The organism is Mesorhizobium intechi, assembly GCF_002879535.1.
GTDB lineage: Bacteria > Pseudomonadota > Alphaproteobacteria > Rhizobiales > Rhizobiaceae > Mesorhizobium > Mesorhizobium intechi.
In genome coordinates, this window is sequence record NZ_PNOT02000143.1 from 1 (window position 1) to 16,345 (window position 16,345).

Annotated in this window: 15 protein-coding genes and 1 pseudogene; 9 read left to right on the top strand and 7 right to left on the bottom strand. The window is 64.2% G+C overall.

Annotation, left to right across the window (positions count from 1 at the left end; translation table 11 throughout):
- Nucleotides 1-126: 126 nt before the first annotated feature.
- Both C1D09_RS12305 and C1D09_RS12310 read left to right on the top strand, forming a co-directional pair.
- The gene (locus C1D09_RS12305) at nucleotides 127-1,350 is read left to right on the top strand and encodes a glycosyltransferase family 4 protein (protein WP_143974588.1); all 1,224 of its coding nucleotides are present in this window, start codon (nucleotides 127-129) and stop codon (nucleotides 1,348-1,350) included.
- On the top strand, nucleotides 1,347-2,921 hold the full coding sequence (locus tag C1D09_RS12310) for a glycosyltransferase (RefSeq protein ID WP_143974589.1): 1,575 nt from the start codon (nucleotides 1,347-1,349) through the stop codon (nucleotides 2,919-2,921). The genes C1D09_RS12305 and C1D09_RS12310 overlap by 4 nt, the downstream gene beginning before the upstream one ends.
- On the opposite strand, the gene C1D09_RS12315 is transcribed toward C1D09_RS12310, so the two are convergent.
- The 3 genes from C1D09_RS12315 to C1D09_RS12325 form a co-directional block, all read right to left on the bottom strand.
- On the bottom strand, nucleotides 2,904-3,896 hold the full coding sequence (locus C1D09_RS12315) for a hypothetical protein (RefSeq protein ID WP_143974608.1): 993 nt from the start codon (nucleotides 3,894-3,896) through the stop codon (nucleotides 2,904-2,906). The two genes, C1D09_RS12310 and C1D09_RS12315, sit on opposite strands and share 18 nt — an antisense overlap.
- Nucleotides 3,897-3,960: 64 nt before the next feature.
- Nucleotides 3,961-4,530 (bottom strand): DUF1349 domain-containing protein, encoded by a 570-nt coding sequence (locus tag C1D09_RS12320; protein WP_167514578.1) that lies wholly within the window; start codon nucleotides 4,528-4,530, stop codon nucleotides 3,961-3,963.
- Nucleotides 4,531-4,591: 61 nt separating this feature from the next.
- Nucleotides 4,592-6,031 carry an aldehyde dehydrogenase family protein gene (locus tag C1D09_RS12325; protein ID WP_143974591.1) on the bottom strand — a complete coding sequence of 480 codons (1,440 nt, stop codon included), beginning with the start codon at nucleotides 6,029-6,031 and terminating at the stop codon, nucleotides 4,592-4,594.
- 241 nt (nucleotides 6,032-6,272) lie between these two features.
- On the opposite strand from C1D09_RS12325, the gene C1D09_RS12330 reads away from it, so the two are divergent.
- The 7 genes and pseudogenes from C1D09_RS12330 to C1D09_RS12360 all read left to right on the top strand — a co-directional run bounded on the left by C1D09_RS12330 (nucleotide 6,273) and on the right by C1D09_RS12360 (nucleotide 13,267).
- Complete coding sequence (locus C1D09_RS12330) at nucleotides 6,273-6,932, top strand: TetR/AcrR family transcriptional regulator (protein WP_167514579.1); 660 nt, start codon at nucleotides 6,273-6,275, stop codon at nucleotides 6,930-6,932.
- A 169-nt stretch (nucleotides 6,933-7,101) separates the two neighbouring features.
- A pseudogene (locus C1D09_RS12335) lies at nucleotides 7,102-7,281 on the top strand (FAD-dependent oxidoreductase); the annotation flags it as partial.
- A gap of 188 nt (nucleotides 7,282-7,469) precedes the next feature.
- Nucleotides 7,470-8,723 (top strand): sarcosine oxidase subunit beta, encoded by a 1,254-nt coding sequence (locus C1D09_RS12340; protein WP_143974593.1) that lies wholly within the window; start codon nucleotides 7,470-7,472, stop codon nucleotides 8,721-8,723.
- 20 nt (nucleotides 8,724-8,743) lie between these two features.
- Nucleotides 8,744-9,010 (top strand): sarcosine oxidase subunit delta, encoded by a 267-nt coding sequence (locus tag C1D09_RS12345; RefSeq protein ID WP_143974595.1) that lies wholly within the window; start codon nucleotides 8,744-8,746, stop codon nucleotides 9,008-9,010.
- The gene (locus C1D09_RS12350) at nucleotides 9,007-11,892 is read left to right on the top strand and encodes a sarcosine oxidase subunit alpha family protein (protein WP_143974597.1); all 2,886 of its coding nucleotides are present in this window, start codon (nucleotides 9,007-9,009) and stop codon (nucleotides 11,890-11,892) included. Before C1D09_RS12345 ends, C1D09_RS12350 begins: the two co-directional genes overlap by 4 nt.
- The gene (locus tag C1D09_RS12355; RefSeq protein ID WP_143974599.1) at nucleotides 11,885-12,421 is read left to right on the top strand and encodes an aminomethyltransferase family protein; all 537 of its coding nucleotides are present in this window, start codon (nucleotides 11,885-11,887) and stop codon (nucleotides 12,419-12,421) included. Before C1D09_RS12350 ends, C1D09_RS12355 begins: the two co-directional genes overlap by 8 nt.
- 318 nt (nucleotides 12,422-12,739) lie before the next feature.
- Nucleotides 12,740-13,267 (top strand): helix-turn-helix domain-containing protein, encoded by a 528-nt coding sequence (locus tag C1D09_RS12360; protein ID WP_208760374.1) that lies wholly within the window; start codon nucleotides 12,740-12,742, stop codon nucleotides 13,265-13,267.
- Nucleotides 13,268-13,309: 42 nt separating this feature from the next.
- On the opposite strand, the gene C1D09_RS12365 is transcribed toward C1D09_RS12360, so the two are convergent.
- The 4 genes from C1D09_RS12365 to C1D09_RS12380 all read right to left on the bottom strand — a co-directional run bounded on the left by C1D09_RS12365 (nucleotide 13,310) and on the right by C1D09_RS12380 (nucleotide 16,299).
- Entirely contained in the window at nucleotides 13,310-14,521 is a 1,212-nt protein-coding gene (locus C1D09_RS12365; RefSeq protein WP_143974602.1) for an epoxide hydrolase family protein, read from the bottom strand.
- A gap of 206 nt (nucleotides 14,522-14,727) precedes the next feature.
- The gene (locus tag C1D09_RS12370; RefSeq protein ID WP_143974604.1) at nucleotides 14,728-15,213 is read right to left on the bottom strand and encodes a hypothetical protein; all 486 of its coding nucleotides are present in this window, start codon (nucleotides 15,211-15,213) and stop codon (nucleotides 14,728-14,730) included.
- Between the two features lie 116 nt (nucleotides 15,214-15,329).
- On the bottom strand, nucleotides 15,330-15,890 hold the full coding sequence (gene msuE, locus C1D09_RS12375; RefSeq protein ID WP_143974606.1) for an FMN reductase: 561 nt from the start codon (nucleotides 15,888-15,890) through the stop codon (nucleotides 15,330-15,332).
- Between the two features lie 61 nt (nucleotides 15,891-15,951).
- On the bottom strand, nucleotides 15,952-16,299 hold the full coding sequence (locus tag C1D09_RS12380; protein ID WP_246135723.1) for an LLM class oxidoreductase: 348 nt from the start codon (nucleotides 16,297-16,299) through the stop codon (nucleotides 15,952-15,954).
- Nucleotides 16,300-16,345: the final 46 nt, after the last annotated feature.

A 16,345-nucleotide genomic window follows, 5' to 3' on the forward strand; every position in this document is an offset into this window, starting at 1 on the left:
TATACAGTGCTTGACGAAAGCCTCGTTCAGCTAAACAAGGTGGCGCTGATGCCCGCAATCACGGAACCGTTCTGAATGCCATCCGAATTGGACCCCCTGCCTGGCACAAAGCCCCAGGCGTCCGGATTGAACGGCACAGGCGCGCAATCAGCTGTCGGCCAGCCCGGGCGGGCGACCCAGAAGCGTACGCTGGTCGTGTCGCACGACCCGGGCTTTCCGCCGGCTTCAGGCGCGGATCTGAGAAACTATCGCAACGCCGAAGCGGCAGCCAGATTCGGACCGGTCTGCCTGGTTTCGGTGAAGCCGAACAAGGCAAGGAATGCGCCTGATCCACTGATCCGGGTCGAGGCCCTGTCGATCGAGGGTGAGCCTCGCACCGCCTCGATCGGCTGGTGGCGCTCAAGGGCGGAGAATCGCATACCGCGTTCGGCGCTGACGCGGCTTGAGGCACTCGTCCGTGAATTCCGCCCTGACACCATCATTGTCGAGGGCGTCGGCCTGTTCAAGCTGCTGCGGCCCCTGCGGCCGCTGGCGCAGCAGCTCATTCTCGACATGCACAATGTCGAGTCCGACCTGGCCGGACAGATCAGGCGCCTCAGTGCCAAGCGAAGCGCGGCAGCATTCAGTGTCCGGCTCCTCGAGAGAAAAGCACTGTCGCTTGTCGACAGGGTATGGGTCTGCTCCAACCTCGATCGCCAGAAGCTGATGTCGCTCTCCCGGCACAAGATCCCGATCGACGTTGTTCCGAACGGAGTTCCGCAGGCCGGGGATGGTCTCGCGAGCCTGCCCGCCGAGCCGTCGACGGACAACGGCTTTCCGGTGATCGTGTTCATCGGCCATCTTGCCTACCCGCCAAACATCGATGCCGCCCAGCGGCTGGCCAGTGTCATATTGCCCCGTATCCGAAACGCCCTGCCGGATGCCAGGCTCGTCCTGGCGGGACGCACCCCGCGCCCGGAAGTACAGGCACTGGCCAGCATGCCTGGCGTGGAGCTCATCGAAGATCCCGCGGATGTCGCGCCGCTGTTGTCCAGCGCGCATCTCACCATCGTCCCGCTGACGGCGGGCGGCGGCACACGCATCAAGATCCTGGAAGCAATGGCCGCGGGCGTGCCGGTGATCGCCACGCCGATCGCGGCCGAAGGCCTGGATCTGGTCGAAAATGACGAGGTGTTGCTGTCCCAATCCGACGAAAGGCTTGCCGAAATGGCCATCGGCCTCTGTCTCGATCCCGAAGGCAGGGCTCGGCAACGCCTTCGGGCGCATCAGGCGGTATGGGCAAGGTTCGGCCCGCAAGCGATCCGCGATGCCGTTCGTGACGGGCTTGGACCGAACGGCGCCACCCGATGATTCCGGCAATCCTGCACCAGACTTGGAAGAGCGACGCCATTCCCGCGCGCTTCCAGGCATATGCAGACAGCTGGAAGCGGCACAATCCGCACTGGACGGTGATGCTCTGGAGCGACCGGATGCTGCTCGAATTCGTGGCCGAGCACTACCCTGATTTCCTGTCGATGTTCTGCGGCTACACGAAGGGGGTGCAACGCGCGGACGCGGCCCGCTACATGCTTCTGCATCATTTTGGCGGGGTCTATGCCGACATCGACTGCGAGTGTGTCGCAGCCTTCGATCCGATCATGGGGGAGACCCGTGTCGTGCTGTGCAAGGAGCCGGCGTCGCATGCGGTCGTCCAGGCGGGTTTCCGTGGCCTGCCCTATCTTCTGTTCAACGGAACAATCGCCAGCCCGCCCAGGCATCCGTTCTGGATGCATGTCCTGTCCATGATGCCCGGGCTCGCCGGCGCGGAGGACGTGCTCGACGCGACCGGTCCCTGCCTTTTGACCTCCGCCCAGCGCGGTTACAGCGATCAGGGAGCCTTTGCCATTCACCATTCCGGCCTGTTCTCGCCACTGACATCTGCCGGGGGCATGGAGCGTGAGGCCGGCGACGATACTGCGGCACTGTCGATCCATCACTGGGCCGGCACATGGTGGATCCCGGAGCCACCACCGAAATGGACGACCAGACTGCGCAACCAAGCCTATCGGCTCCGGTACCAGCTGACGCGCGGCGCGTATCTGGATGAGGCCGAGGCCAAAGCCGGCGTCGACAAGGCGGTTCTGGCGGCGCCGCCGCCTTCGGGCCAGGACGTCGCCGTTCTGGTTCCGCTTCGCGACGCCGCCGATCTCATCCAGCCCTTTCTCGATGCGCTGGAGGGGCTCGACTACCCCAAGGACAGGATCAAGCTGGTCTTCTGCGAAGGCGACAGCCTGGATGGCAGCTGGGAAAGGCTGCAGGCCGCGACGGCCGAATTAGCCGGCAAATATCGTGATATCGTGCTGCTGCAGTGTCAGACCGGCACCAGGCTCGATGGGGCAAAACGGGCCAAGCCGAGCATGCAACGGATGCGGCGCGGCGCGATTGCCAAGGTGCGAAACCACCTCATCGATCACGGGCTGAAAGAAGACGACGACTGGGCGCTGTGGATCGATATCGACGTCTGGCGCTTTCCCGGCGATGTGCTGAGCCGGCTGATCGCCACGCGGCATCGCATCGCCGTGCCCAACTGCGTGAAGATCGCCGGCGGCAGCAGCTTCGACCTCAACAGTTTCGTTATCCGGCGGCAGACCAGGGATTATCGCTATTACCGCGAGATACGCGGCGGCCTGCACCAACCTCCCAGGGAGACACCCTATCGATATCATCTGAGCGATGTCAGGCATCTCGACATTATCGGCCTCGACGCGGTCGGCGGGACCATGCTTCTGGTCGATGCCGCTCTGCATCGCGGCGGCCTTCGCTTCCCTGAAATTCCCTACCGCGACCTGATCGAGACCGAAGGCTTCGGGGCGCTCGCCAACGATCTCGGCATCCGGCCTGTCGGCCTGCCGAAGCTGGAGATCCTACACGTCCCCTGGTGAAACGGCGGCCTGCCGAAGTTCCTGCCTGAGGGGCTCCAGATAGGCCCGCGGGCGCAGGCGTCGCCACAAGTACTCCCGGTCCGTCAGATGCGCGGCCTTGCCGATCCAGCGCTGTGGCGCTTCCGGATCCCTGACCTCGTGCCAATCCTCGACAATGATGACCGGCAAGCCTTCGTAGAGAGGATCGAGCGGCGAGGTCTTGGTCACCACGATGCAGCCGAGATAAAGCAGTTCCCATGTGCGATGACAGTCGAGGCCGTTTCCCGTCGTCGAAAGCACGAGCGGATATTGCGAATACAGCTGCCAGATGCCGCGCTGCGAAACGCGTCGTTTCAGGAAGTCGACATGCGGGCATCCGTCCAGGACATCAAGCAGTTCCCGACGCTCGCTCGAGCCGCTGCTGACGCTGAAATCACAGAATATCCTGGGCTGACGACGATCCGCACTGCCTTGCCGGCGGCGCAGGGTTTGCAGTTGCCGCACCAGTCCGGCAGGCGTCGCAAGGGAGCGTGGCGTATGGAGGTCCAGCCCGATCGGGAACGGCTTGATCCGGGGATGAACGCCATCACAGTTCTGGCTGTACCAGGACACCAGATAGGGGTTGGCGAGAAGCGGCTCGACGGTGTCCTTCGCCAGGTCCGACGGCACCGAGGCATCACCGTCGGTCGTCAGCAGGATGAAGGGGGCCTTGATGGTCGGCAAGGCGACCCGGGTGAACGTATCCAGATCGCAGTTTCGCCGCTCCCTGGCCAATGTGCTCAGCCGCACCCAGACGATGCCGTGCGCGCCACTGTAGTGGTCGCGGAAAAAGGCCTCGCTCTGCGTCGATTCGGTCGGCGCGTTGCGGTACCGATCGGGTCCGGCGACGTCGCAGAAGTAAGCAATGCCTTGCGACCACAGCACGGAAGGAACGCCGAGAAATCTCAGCGCCTGAGAACGCACCGCCTTTTTGAGTTTTGCCCGCCAACGCGACATGCCCATCGGCAAGGCTTAGCCCAGACACCGCCGCGCCTGCAATGTTCCAGTTCCGGCCGGAACGTCAACCGTGGAGTTCCCGTGAAATCGGCGGGCCGACCGAAAATCCGGAGAATGTGACGTCGAAACCCTCGCGCTGCGGCGAACAGCACATCATGCCGACATCGACCGTCTTCGAGATCGGAAAATAGGCGAGCCGCACCGGCTGCCAGTGACCGTTCGACGCGTCGAGATACTGGACGCGGATCGCCTCGCCGTGGCGGGTCAGGCGCATGCTGACGCCGTTCGGACCGGCATGAATGGCGACCAGCGACCAGTCCGATGTATCGTTGGTGACGACGACGGAGAAATAGGCAAGGCCGTCGGTGTATTCGACGCCGGCCTTGATCCACTGCGTTTCGCTGAGCCGGACCATCAGTCCGGCCTGGTCATAGAGCACCTTGTAGTCGCCCTTGACGGTGACTTCGGCGGTGAAATCGCCCTCGACCGGCCGATGCAGGAAATGGCCGTTGTCACGCCAGAAACCGTAGAAGGTCTCGCGCCAGAAATCGGTCTCCTTGCCGGTGCGTACGCGCACCGCATGGCCGTCGACGGCGTGATACGGGGGCGGGTTGAGCCAGGTCAGGTCCTGCAACGTCGTTGCCTCATGCTGGTTCAGCGGAGAGGGTTCGCCGGCCCGATGGGCCGGCGCCCGATCAGCCTGCGAATGTATAGGCGGTCTTCACCGTGGTGTAGAACTCCATGGCATAGCGGCCCTGTTCGCGCGGGCCGTAGCTCGAGCCCTTGCGGCCGCCGAAGGGAACATGGAAATCGACGCCCGCCGTCGGCAGGTTGACCATCACCATGCCGGCCTCGGAATTGCGCTTGAAGTGGGTGGCGTGCTTGAGGCTCGTGGTGCAGATGCCCGAGGTGAGCCCGAAGGGCGTGTCGTTGGCGACGGCAAGCGCCTCATCATAATCCTTGACGCGGATGACGCTGGCGACTGGGCCAAAAATCTCCTCGCGCGAGCTGCGCATGGCATTGGTGGCTTCGGTCAGCAGGGCCGGGCTGAGGTAGAAGCCGGGCGTCTTGCGGTCGAGCCGTTCACCGCCGAAGGCGAGCGTGGCGCCCTCCCTGACGCCGATGGCGATATAATCCTCGTCCTGCTTCAGCTGGGTCGCGTCGACGACCGGGCCGATCTGGGTCTGCGCATCGAGTGCATCGCCGATCACCAGTTTGCCCATCCGCTCCTTCAGCGCATCGACGAAACGGTCATGGATACCTTCGGTCACGATCAGCCTGGACGAGGCGGTGCAGCGCTGGCCGGTCGAGAAGAAGGCGCCGTTGAGCGCACAATCGACAGCGACCGCGAGATCGGCGTCGTCGAGCACGACCAGCGGGTTCTTGCCGCCCATTTCGAGCTGGAACTTGCGCATATGCTCGACACTTGCGGCGGCGACGCGTTTTCCCGTGCCGACCGAACCGGTGAAGGTGATGGCGTTGACATCGGGGCTGTCGAGCATCGCCTGGCCGACCACCGAGCCCTTGCCCATCACGAGGTTGAGCACACCCTTGGGCAGGCCGGCGCGGTGCAGGATATCGACGATGGACCAGGCGCTCTCCGGAACCAGCTCGGCCGGCTTGAAGACGATGGTGTTGCCATGGGCGAGCGCCGGCGCGATCTTCCAGGCCGGGATGGCGATGGGGAAATTCCACGGCGTGATGATGCCGACCACGCCGACAGCCTCGCGGGTGATCTCGACGCCGACGCCCGGCCGCACGCTCGGCACCATCTCTCCGGTCAGGCGCAATGTTTCGCCGGCAAAGAAATCGAATATCTGGGCGGCGCGGATGGTCTCGCCAATGCCTTCGGCCAGCGTCTTGCCTTCCTCACGCGCCAGATTGCGGCCGATCTCGTCCTTGCGCGCCATGATCTCGTCGGAGGCTTTTTTCAGCACCGCATGGCGGGCCAACGGACCGGAGCGTGACCATGAAGGAAACGCCGCCTTGGCCGCTGCGATTGCCTGCTTGGCCTGTTCGACCCCAGCCGAGGCATATTCGCCGACGACATCGCCGGTGTCCGAGGGGTTGATGTTGCGGGAGCCGGCATCGCCGACCCATTCGCCATCGATGAGGTTCTTTCGAAACTGTGCCATATCCTGGTCTTTCCTGCTGGTTGGCCGCGCGGCGGCATCTATGTGAACTGGTATTTGCCAGACAAATGCCTTGCGGGAAAGCACGCACTGGTCGAACAGCCGCGACAAAAATCCCCGGGCCGGCCGTCGCGGCAAGCCCGGCTGGTATGCGCGGAGCGTGGTTCCCGACCAGGCGAATTGCCATGGACACCTGTGTCCATAGCCTTGATTTGGCTGATGCGGCGTGCCATGCGTCGTGCAGATGGCAGCACTCGAAACGACGATCCAGCGCGCCGGCGCCACCGGCAACATCAAGGCCACGCGCGAAGACTGGCTGAAGCTGGCGCTTGAGACATTGATCTCGGATGGTGTCGAAAGCGTCCGCGTTCTGACGCTTGGCCAAAAGCTCGATGTCTCGCGCTCCAGCTTCTACTGGTATTTCAAAAGCCGCCAGGATCTGCTCGACCAGTTGCTGGACTATTGGCGGCAGACCAACACAAGGTTCATCGTCGAGCGCGCCTCGCGACCTTCCGCGACCGTCATCCGCGGTGTGATGAGCATTTTCGAATGCTGGGTGGACGAAAGGCTGTTCGATCCCCGGCTGGACTTCGCGATCAGGGCCTGGGCCCGGCGCTCACCCACCATCAGGCGCGCGCTCGACGAGGCCGACGAGCAGCGCGTCAATGCCATACGCGACATGTTCAAGCGCCATGGCTATGAGGAAGAGGACGCATTCGTGCGCGCTCGCGTCCTCTATTTCATGCAGATCGGCTATTACTCGCTCGAACTCAACGAACCGATGAGCGCCCGTCTCACGCACGTCGCCTCCTATCTGCGCAGCTTCACCGGCCAGGAGCCTCCGGCGGAAGATGTCGAGGACTTCGCGCGATACGTCGAGACGACGCTTTCCGGCAAACGGTAGACGCAGTCGCTGTCCGGCCCGACCCGACAGTTTTCCAGACGCGGTCCATAGGGTGCCCAACCCCGATAGCCAGCATGCCAGCCTGCTCCGAGCCAACCTGGCAATGTACTAGACACATGTGTACAACACCGTTAGGCTGCGCCGCCATAAGCGGATGGAACGCGGCAAGATGAAATCCCAATACAGGACGATCGTAATTGGCGCCGGCGTGGTTGGTGCCTCGGTGCTCTACCATCTGGCGAAATTCGGCTGGAGCGATGTCGCGCTGATCGAACGTGAGGTGCTGACCGCTGGGTCGAGCTGGCACGCGGCCGGCGGCTTCCATGCGCTGAACGCCGACCCCAACATACGGTCGGCAAGAGCCTTGCCATGGCGCTTGTCGATCGCGATGCGGCCGGTATCGATACGGAGTTGACAACCCATATCGTCGGCGTCGAAACAGATGCGCGCGTCATCACTCCGTCGCCCTACGTCCGCTGGGCAAGGCGATGCGGGCGTGACCGAAAGAACCGCTGCCATCCCTGCGGAAGACATGCCATGACCAGACGCTACTCCGCTTTGTCGCTGCTCAAGGAGGGCCTTGCCGGCCAGACCGGCTGGAAGCAGGCCTGGCGCTCGCCCGAGCCGAAGCCGTCCTATGACGCGATCGTCATCGGCGGCGGCGGCCATGGGCTGGCGACGGCCTATTACCTGGCCAGGAATCACGGCATCACCCGGGTCGCGGTGCTGGAAAAGGGCTGGATCGGTGGCGGCAATACCGGCCGGAACACCACCGTGGTGCGCTCCAACTACTATTATCCGGAAAGCGTCGAACTCTACGGGCTGGCGCACCGGCTCTATGAAGGCCTGTCGAAGGACTTGAACTACAACGTCATGCTGTCGCAGCGCGGCATGGTCAACCTCTGCCACTCGACGGCCGAAATGGAGATCGGCGCGCGCACCGTCAACGCCATGCAGATCAACGGCATCGATGCGGAGCTGTTTTCATCAGCGGATGTGCGCCGCGTGGCGCCGATCTATAATTTCTCCCCGGATGCGCGCTTCCCGGTGTTCGGCGGTATCTGGCAAGGCAGGGCCGGCACCGCGCGCCATGACGCGGTCGCCTGGGGCTATGCGCGGGCGGCGAGCCGGCTCGGCGTCGACATCATCCAGAACTGCGAGATCACCGATTTCATCGTCGAAGGCGGCCGCTGCCGCGGCGTCCAGACGACGCGCGGCACGATTCGCGCCGAGCGCATCGGCATGGCGGTGGCCGGCCATTCCTCGGTGCTGGCGACCAAGGCCGGCTTTAGACTGCCAATCAATTCCTATGCGCTGCAGGCCTGCGTCTCCGAGCCTGTGAAGCCGATCCTCGACACGGTGGTGCTGTCGCCAGGCTGTGGCGTCTATGTCAGCCAGTCGGACAAGGGCGAGATCGTCATCGGCGGCGGGCTCGACCGCGTCCCCTCCTATGCGCAGCGCGGCAATCTGCCGACGCTGGAAGCCGTGATCGCCGGCCTTTTGGAAATGTTCCCGATCTTCGGCCAGTTGAAGCTGATGCGGCAATGGGCCGGCATAGTCGATGTCGTGCCGGATTCCTCGCCGATCATCGGTCCCTCGCCGCTGCCCAATCTCTTCCTCAATTGCGGCTGGGGCACGGGCGGCTTCAAGGCGATTCCTGCCGGCGGCACGCTGCTGGCGACCCTGCTGGCGACCGGCAAGCACAACGACATCAGCCGACCCTTCGATCTGGATCGCTTCGCCAGCGGGCGGCTGATCGACGAAGCGGCCGGCTCCGGCATCGCGCACTGAGACAAATATCCGAGGCAGTCATGCAGCTCTTTCCTTGCCCGTTCTGCGGCTCGCGCGACGAGACCGAATTCCACTATGGCGGCGATGCCGGCAACGCCAGGCCTGACGGCGCTGAGGTGCCGATCGAGCGCTGGGCCAACTATCTTTATCTGCGCAGCAACCCGAAAGGCACGGCGCGCGAAATCTGGGTTCACATGAGCTGCGGCGAGTTCTTCGTCATGGAGCGTGACACCGTCTCGCACAAGGTGCTGTCGTCGACCGCCCTTGGCGGGGAGCACGCGGCGTGACCGCCTCGCGTCTCGCCACGGGCGGCAGCGCCATCGACCGCTCGCGGCCGATCCGTTTCAGCTTCGACGGTGCAAGCGTCGACGGTTTTGCCGGAGACACCATTGCCTCGGCGCTGCTCGCCAATGATGTCGCGGTCGTTGGCCGCAGCTTCAAATACCACCGTCCCCGCGGCATCTGGGGTGCCGGCGTCGAGGAGCCGAACGCGCTGGTCGATATTGGCGGCTCACAGGCGACGCCGAACACGCGCGCCACGACCGAGCCGGCACGCGAGGGGCTGGTGGCGAGAAGCGTCAATGCGACGCCCAATGCGCTGGCCGACCGCAACGCCTTCCTCGACCGCTTCTCGCGCTTCATTCCGGCGGCGTTCTACTACAAGACCTTCATGTGGCCGGACTGGCACATGTTCGAGCCGCGCATCCGCGCCATGGCCGGGCTGGGCAAGGTCGACACCGACTGGACCTCGCCGGGCACGGCGGACCAGACCAACCATCATTGCGACGTGCTGGTGGTCGGCGCCGGGCCTGCCGGACTGGCGACAGCCAAGATGGCTGCCGGCGCGGGCCTCTCCGTCACGCTGGTCGACGACCGGCACAAACCGGGCGGATCGCTCGGCCATCGCGCCGGCGAGGTCGACGGCAAGCCCGCTTCCATGTGGATCCAGGAGACGGTTGCGGAACTTGCCGCCGGCGGTCACCTCATCCTGCCTGCGACCACAGCCTTCGGTATTTATGACCACGATCTCGTCGGGCTGAACCAGCGTCATTTCGATGGCCGGCGCGACACGCTGTGGCGGGTCCGGCCGCGCCAGATCGTGCTGGCGACCGGTGCCATCGAGCGGCCCTTGCCCTTCGCCAACAACGACCTGCCGGGCGTCCTGTCGGCGGATGCGGCACTCGCCTATCTCAGACGCCATGCGGTTCTCGTCGGCCGGCGCGTTGTCGTCGCGACCAACAATGACAGCGCCTATGAAGTGGCGGAGGCGATCACCGAGGCCGGCGCCGACGTCACGCTGGTCGACATCAGGCGTGACGGCATTCCCGGAACGCCGGCCAAGGTGCGGATGCTCGAAGGGCGGGCGCTTGCCGCCGCCAAGGGCAAGCTGCGCGTCGAGGGCGTGACGCTGGATGACGGCACAAGGCTCGATGCCGACTGCGTGCTGGTCTCGGGCGGCTGGACGCCGACCATCCATCTGTTCGGCCAGGCCAAGGGCAAGCTCGCCTGGAGCGAGGCACGCGCCGCCTTCCTGCCCGGCGATCCGGTCGACCGCATTTCCGTGGCTGGCGCGGCGGCAGGTTCGGTCTCGTTGTCGGAAGTCTTCGCCGGGGCGCAGAAGGCCGTTGCGTCGCTCGGCCAGGCGAAGGTGCCGGCGCCGCGCAGCACCGGACCTGAAGCGCCGGGCGGCATCGTTGCAGCATGGCCGGTGCCAGGTTCGAAGGGACGCATCTGGATCGACTATCAGAACGACGTGACGGTGAAGGACGTCGAGTTGGCGGCGCGCGAAAACTTCGTCTCGGTCGAACATCTGAAGCGCTACACGACGCTCGGCATGGCAACCGACCAGGGCAAGACCTCCAACCTGCCGGGCCTGGCGCTGATGGCCGGGATTACCGGCCGCACGGTGCCCGAAGTCGGCACCACCACCTACCGGCCGCCCTTCACGCCGGTGCCGCTGGCGAGCTTTGCCGGCGCGCGCGCCGGTGAATTGATGGCGCCAGTGCGCAGGCTGCCGCTGGAGAGCGTGCATCGCGACAGCCGCGCGGTCTTCCAGGAATATGGCGGCTGGCTGCGCCCCGCCCATTATGGCGGCCGTGGCGCCGACGCGGAACGCGCCATCCAGGACGAGGCGTTGGGCGCGCGCCGGTCGGTCGCGCTGTTCGACGGTTCTACGCTGGGCAAGATCGAGGTGATCGGGCCCAATGCCGGCGAATTCGTCGACTTCCTCTATTACAACACCATGTCGACGCTGAAGCCAGGCCGATGCCGCTATGGCTTCATGCTGTCGGAGAACGGCGTGATCTTCGATGACGGCGTGCTCGTGCGGCTGGACGAGCATCGCTTCGTCGTGTCGTGTTCGTCCTCGCATGTCGCGGCGGTGCATGCCCGGCTGGAGGAATGGCGCCAGGACCGTTTTGGCCGTGACGCCGTCTACATCCACAACGCCACATCGGACGTGGCGACGCTAACCGTCTCCGGACCGAACGCCCGCAAGCTGCTCGAAACAGTCGATCTTGGCCTCGGGCTCGACGATGCCGACCTGCCGCATATGGCGATCGGCCATGGCTGCCACGGCGGTAACGAGGTTCGCGTCGCGCGCGTCAGCTTCACCGGCGACAGGAGCTACGAGATCTCGATCCGGGCGGATCGCGCCGAGCCGCTATGGGCGCATCTGCGCCAGGCCGGGCAGGCATTCGATGCCGTCATCATGGGTCTCGAAGCGCTGATGATCCTGCGCGCGGAGAAAGGGTTCATCGTCATCGGCAAGGACACGGACGGCACCACGCTGCCACACGATCTGGGCAGCGGAGGTCCCCGCCTCAAACGCCAGAGCGACTATGTCGGCCGGCGCTCGCTGTTTACCGAGGAGGCTTCACGAAACAACCGCCTGCAGCTTATCGGACTGACGGTGCCATCGGGCGAAGCGCCGCTGGCAACCGGTGCGCATGGCATCAAGCGGGAGGGCGGCAGGCTGAACAGCCAGGGTTTTGTCACCTCGAGCTACCAGAGCCCGACGCTTGGCCGGCCGATCGCGCTCGGCCTGATCGAGCGCGGCGCGGCCCGCCATGGCGAGACGATCGAAATCCAGCATCTCGGCAAGGTCCGGACGGCGACGATCGCCGCGCCTTGCGCCTTCGATCCGGCAGGAGAGCGACTGCATGCATGATCTCGCGGAAAAATGGTCCGTCCCACCGGCCTGGCGGAACGCCACGATCGAAGTGCCGGGGCTCAAAATAGGCGCCGTTACCGGGCTGCACCAACATCTGGTCAGCGGCGATCTGGCCGCGTGGGCCGAGGCATCCGGTTTCGATGGATCGGCCGTCGGGGCATTCGGCCAGGCGGAAGGCATACGCTATTCGGTGCGCCTGGCGCGGGACCGCCTGCTTGCCGTGTCCGCCACACCCATGGGCGTGGCCACCGGGTGGTTCCGCGACGGGTTCGCCGTGACGGAGATCAGCGCCGGATTGCAGATGTTCGAGGTCGATGGCCCGGCATCCGATGCTTTCATCGCCCGCGGGACGACGCTCAACCCTGCCGGGCAGCCAAGCGCCGGCGCAACGCTTTCCTTCGCCGGTATCAGTGCCATCGTGTACCGCCATCAGCGAAGCCTGCGCATCCATGTCGACCGTGGCCTCGCCGCCTATCTCTGGACATGGATGGAAACCGCCGCCGCCAACATCGCCGCCGGACCTTAACCGGCCACAACAACGCCAAGCATCCCCTGATCGATCGCCACTCCGAGCCGGGGGGCCGTGTGTCTCACGCAAATCAGTTGCAAGGAATGGGCGCCGTCGCGCGCAAGGGTTCGACTGTGTAATCTCCATTCATCAATCGAATTCGCAGTTTTGCCGGAGCAATCGCCGATCATGGTCCAAAAGCATACGAGCCGGTCATCCCCCCATCCCTGGATCGACACTGTCTGGCAAACTGTTTGTTTAAGCGACGGGATTTACAGAGCCACACCCGACGGCTCGTGGGATCTGCTCCGCAGCGTCGCACCGGACGGAGAATCCGTGGTTTTCTTGAGCGGCCAGGCAACCGAGCCTGTCGACGTGCCCTATGTTGAGGGCGAGCACTCGGTCGTCATCTCATTTGCCGCCCATGTCTATCTTGCGCGTGACCGAGAGGTGCGAACCGGCGCGACGGTCCGCTTTCTGGATGTGACAGAAGACGAATTCCTGTTGGATGGCGTGGTACTGCCGTTACCGACATTCCTGAACGCCGAAGCTCTTGTCGACGAGATGATCGCGGCAGGGCTGCTTGCGTCCGACGACGTTGTGGCCAAGGCCTTTACCGAGAAGCCCAAGGCCGCCTCCAAACGCTCGGTGCAGCAGCACTTCAAAAAGACCACCGGTATTACGCAAAAGGATTTCCAGTTGATCCGCCGCGCACAGGAGGCGGTTCGGCGCCTGAAGGCCGGCGATAGTGCCGCGGCCGTGGCCTTCGATCTTGGCTATACGGATCAACCGCACATGATCAAATCCATAAAGAAGATCATGGGTTCTCTGCCCTCAAACCTCGATGCCGTTCACAAGGTCTGATGCCGGGCGAGGGTTTCGCCCGGCGGATGATGCAAAGCTGCGCTATTTCGTGAGACGGGTGGCGAATTGCTTGATGTCTTCGACATAGAATGCTGGATCTTCCCACGCGGCGAAATGGCCCGCCTTCTCCATATCGTGAAATTGCACGATATTTCCGGAGGTCTGGCGGTCCGCCCATTCACTCGGCAAGCGAACGCCGCCCGGGATCGGCGCTTCGGTCGCCACCGCCACCGGCACCCCGGTGTTCTTGCCCTTGATGGTCGGTGGCTGCATGGCGTTCTGATTGTAAATGCGGAAGGACGAGGCCGCGGTTTCCGTCAGCCAGTAAATCATTATGTTGGTCAAAAGCGCGTCGCGACCAAATCTGGCGTCGGCCTCATCGCCAACCCCCATCCCGGCCATGAAGCTCATGATCCATGCGGCAAGTCCGACGGGCGAGTCGTTCATGGCGAAGGCGAGGCTTTGCGGCTTTGTCGCCTGGACCAGATTGAAAGCGCCATGCATGAAGAACCATTGCTGGATCGCGCCGGCGTAAACTTGCTCCGGCCCGCCGAGGGCGCCAAAATCCGTGGTCTGGTCCGGGTAGCCCACATCGGTCAGGTGGGAGCCGATGAGCTTGTCTGGATGGCGCTGCGCCAGCGACATTGCGATCACCGATCCCAGATCGCCGCCGGCGACGATGAAGCGGCCATAACCCAGGACATCATTCATGAGCTGGGCAAAAATGTCGGCCACCTTGTCGACGGGGAGAGCCGTTCTGCCCGAGAAGCCTGTCCCCGGAATGGACGGCACGACGACGTGAAAGTCCTCCGCCAGCACATCCACGACCTTGTGATAGCGGTAAAAACTGTCCGGCCAGCCATGCAGCAGAAGGATGGCCGTCGCGCCCTTCTTTCTCGACGGCTGATGGACGAAATGCAGGTCAATGCCCTCGATATCGACCTTGTAGTTCGGCAATGCGTTCAGGCCCGCTTCGGCCTTTCGCCAGTCATAGTCCTGGAGCCAGTAGTCGGTCAGCTTCTTCATGTAGTCGAGATTTGTGCCGGTCATCCATCCTGCTCCGGTGGGTTCATCCGGCCAGCGGGTGTGACTCAGGCGCACCTTGAGATCGGCGAGCTGGTCATCGGAAATGGCAATCTTGAACGGCTTCGGCTTGGCCATTGTCGTGTTCTCCCGTGAGAAGGCGCTGCGATCGGCGAGACCGCCGAGAGGAGCCGCCGCGATAAGGCTTTTGGCAAATTCGCGGCGGTTCATTCCCGCAACTCCTTGTTCGTTTTCGATGGAGCCAGACTATGGGAACGGCGGCGGCGCGGATTGTAAATTTGCGCAATTCATCCGGACGAGAAGAGTACGCGACAGGTCTCATTCTCGCGCCTGTCGAGGCATGAGGGACGCACGGCGAAAAGGTAGGTCCCGCCACCGGCGACAGAAGGTGGAGGCTGACGAATAGGCCACCCCTTCTAGAGGGTGAACGACCAGAACAGGCAGGCGAGCGTCGCCGCGGCGAAGACCACGAAGAACAGGCTGCGCAACAGCACGTTGCGGCGCAGTTCGTTCATGACGAAGTGGCAACCGACGACCGCCACGGCAAACAGGAACCGCCAGTTCAGCAATGCCCACAAGGCGCTGCCCTGGCCGAAAGCCCATCGGGCGAGAAGGCCGCCGACGATGGTGGCAAGCAGCACGATCACCGTCCAGAAGATCGCGTCGGCGGCATGGGTGAGCACGATGCTGGCCGCGCGGATCGGCAGGATCATCATCAACAGCGCGCTGAAGAAATAGACGGCGGCGAGCGGAATGAAGGTCCCGGCGTCGGCAATGCCGTCGAGGCGCCTGACGCCGATCGCGCCATAGGGATAGCCATGCCTGGCCACCGCAAGGCTCAGCGCCATGAGCAAGGCGGTCAGCGCGGCGGCGAGTGCGAAGGTCGTGAGGGCTTTGCTCATGATGTTCCTGTGCCGGACGAATCAGACAGGAGCGTTGTAGCGGGCGGTCGTAAATTGCACGTAAGCGCGAGGGTGCCACCCGTGCGGATTTCGATCGATGATGCCTCTGTCGGCGCCTATTCGGCGGCAACCCTGCCCGACGAACGGTTGGCCAGTACGAAGCCGACCTCGTCCACTGCCTGCGCCGCGCGCTTCAGGATCGCCTCGGAGCGCAGCACGCCGTCGGTGAAATCCTTGTCGGTGGCATAGACGGCTGTCGGCAAGGCAAAGGCCTCGAAGAAGCCGAACAGCGGCCGCAGCTGATGCTCGACGATCAAGGCATGGCGCTCGCCGCCGCCCGTCGCGGTCAACAGCACGGGCTTTCCGCGAAGTGCCGCCGGATCGACCAGGTCGAAGAAGTGCTTGAACAGGCCGGTATAGCTGCCCTTGTAGGTCGGCGAGCCAACCACCAGCACGTCAGCGGCAAGGATTTGCGCCAGGATCGGCTGCGCGTGGCTGTCGAGGTCGCGCGCCCACCGTGCCGGACCGAGCGATGGGCCGACATCCTCGATGTCGTAGGTGACAGCCGACAGGCCATGGCGCGCGGCGATGTCCCTGGTGACCAGTTCGACGAAGGCGCGTGTCTTCGACGGCCGGGTGATGTTGCCGGAAAAGCCGACGACTGTGGGGTTTGACATGGCAGTGGCCTCTGGGATGTCGAAGTTCGAAGTGGCGAGCCACCTGGCCCGCCGAGGGAAATCAGCTCCAGGCGCCGCCACGCAGCGCACTCGTCCGCGCCTGGCCGACCGAGTCCATGCAGGCGAATGCCGAAGGAACGCTTGCGGCCGGCCTTCCCGGCCAGCTCTCGCACGGCGTCCAGCTTGCGTTCGATTTCGGCGGACGGTTCGCCCAGGTCAGATATTTGTCGATCTCCTGCACCGCCACCGTCGACCCGGCATCGGACAAGCCGCCGAAATCGAGCGGCGGATAGGGCGTCCGCACCGGCGGGAACGGCTGCCTGCCGTCCTCGATGTGGAAATGCTTGCCCTGATGCTCGTGTCGGCAGAATCCAGAGGAGCTTGATGCGGTCCGGAACGTCGTGGTCATGGCGTGCCTCCCGCGAGCCGGTGGCGATGGCGGGCCGTGCCTGGCG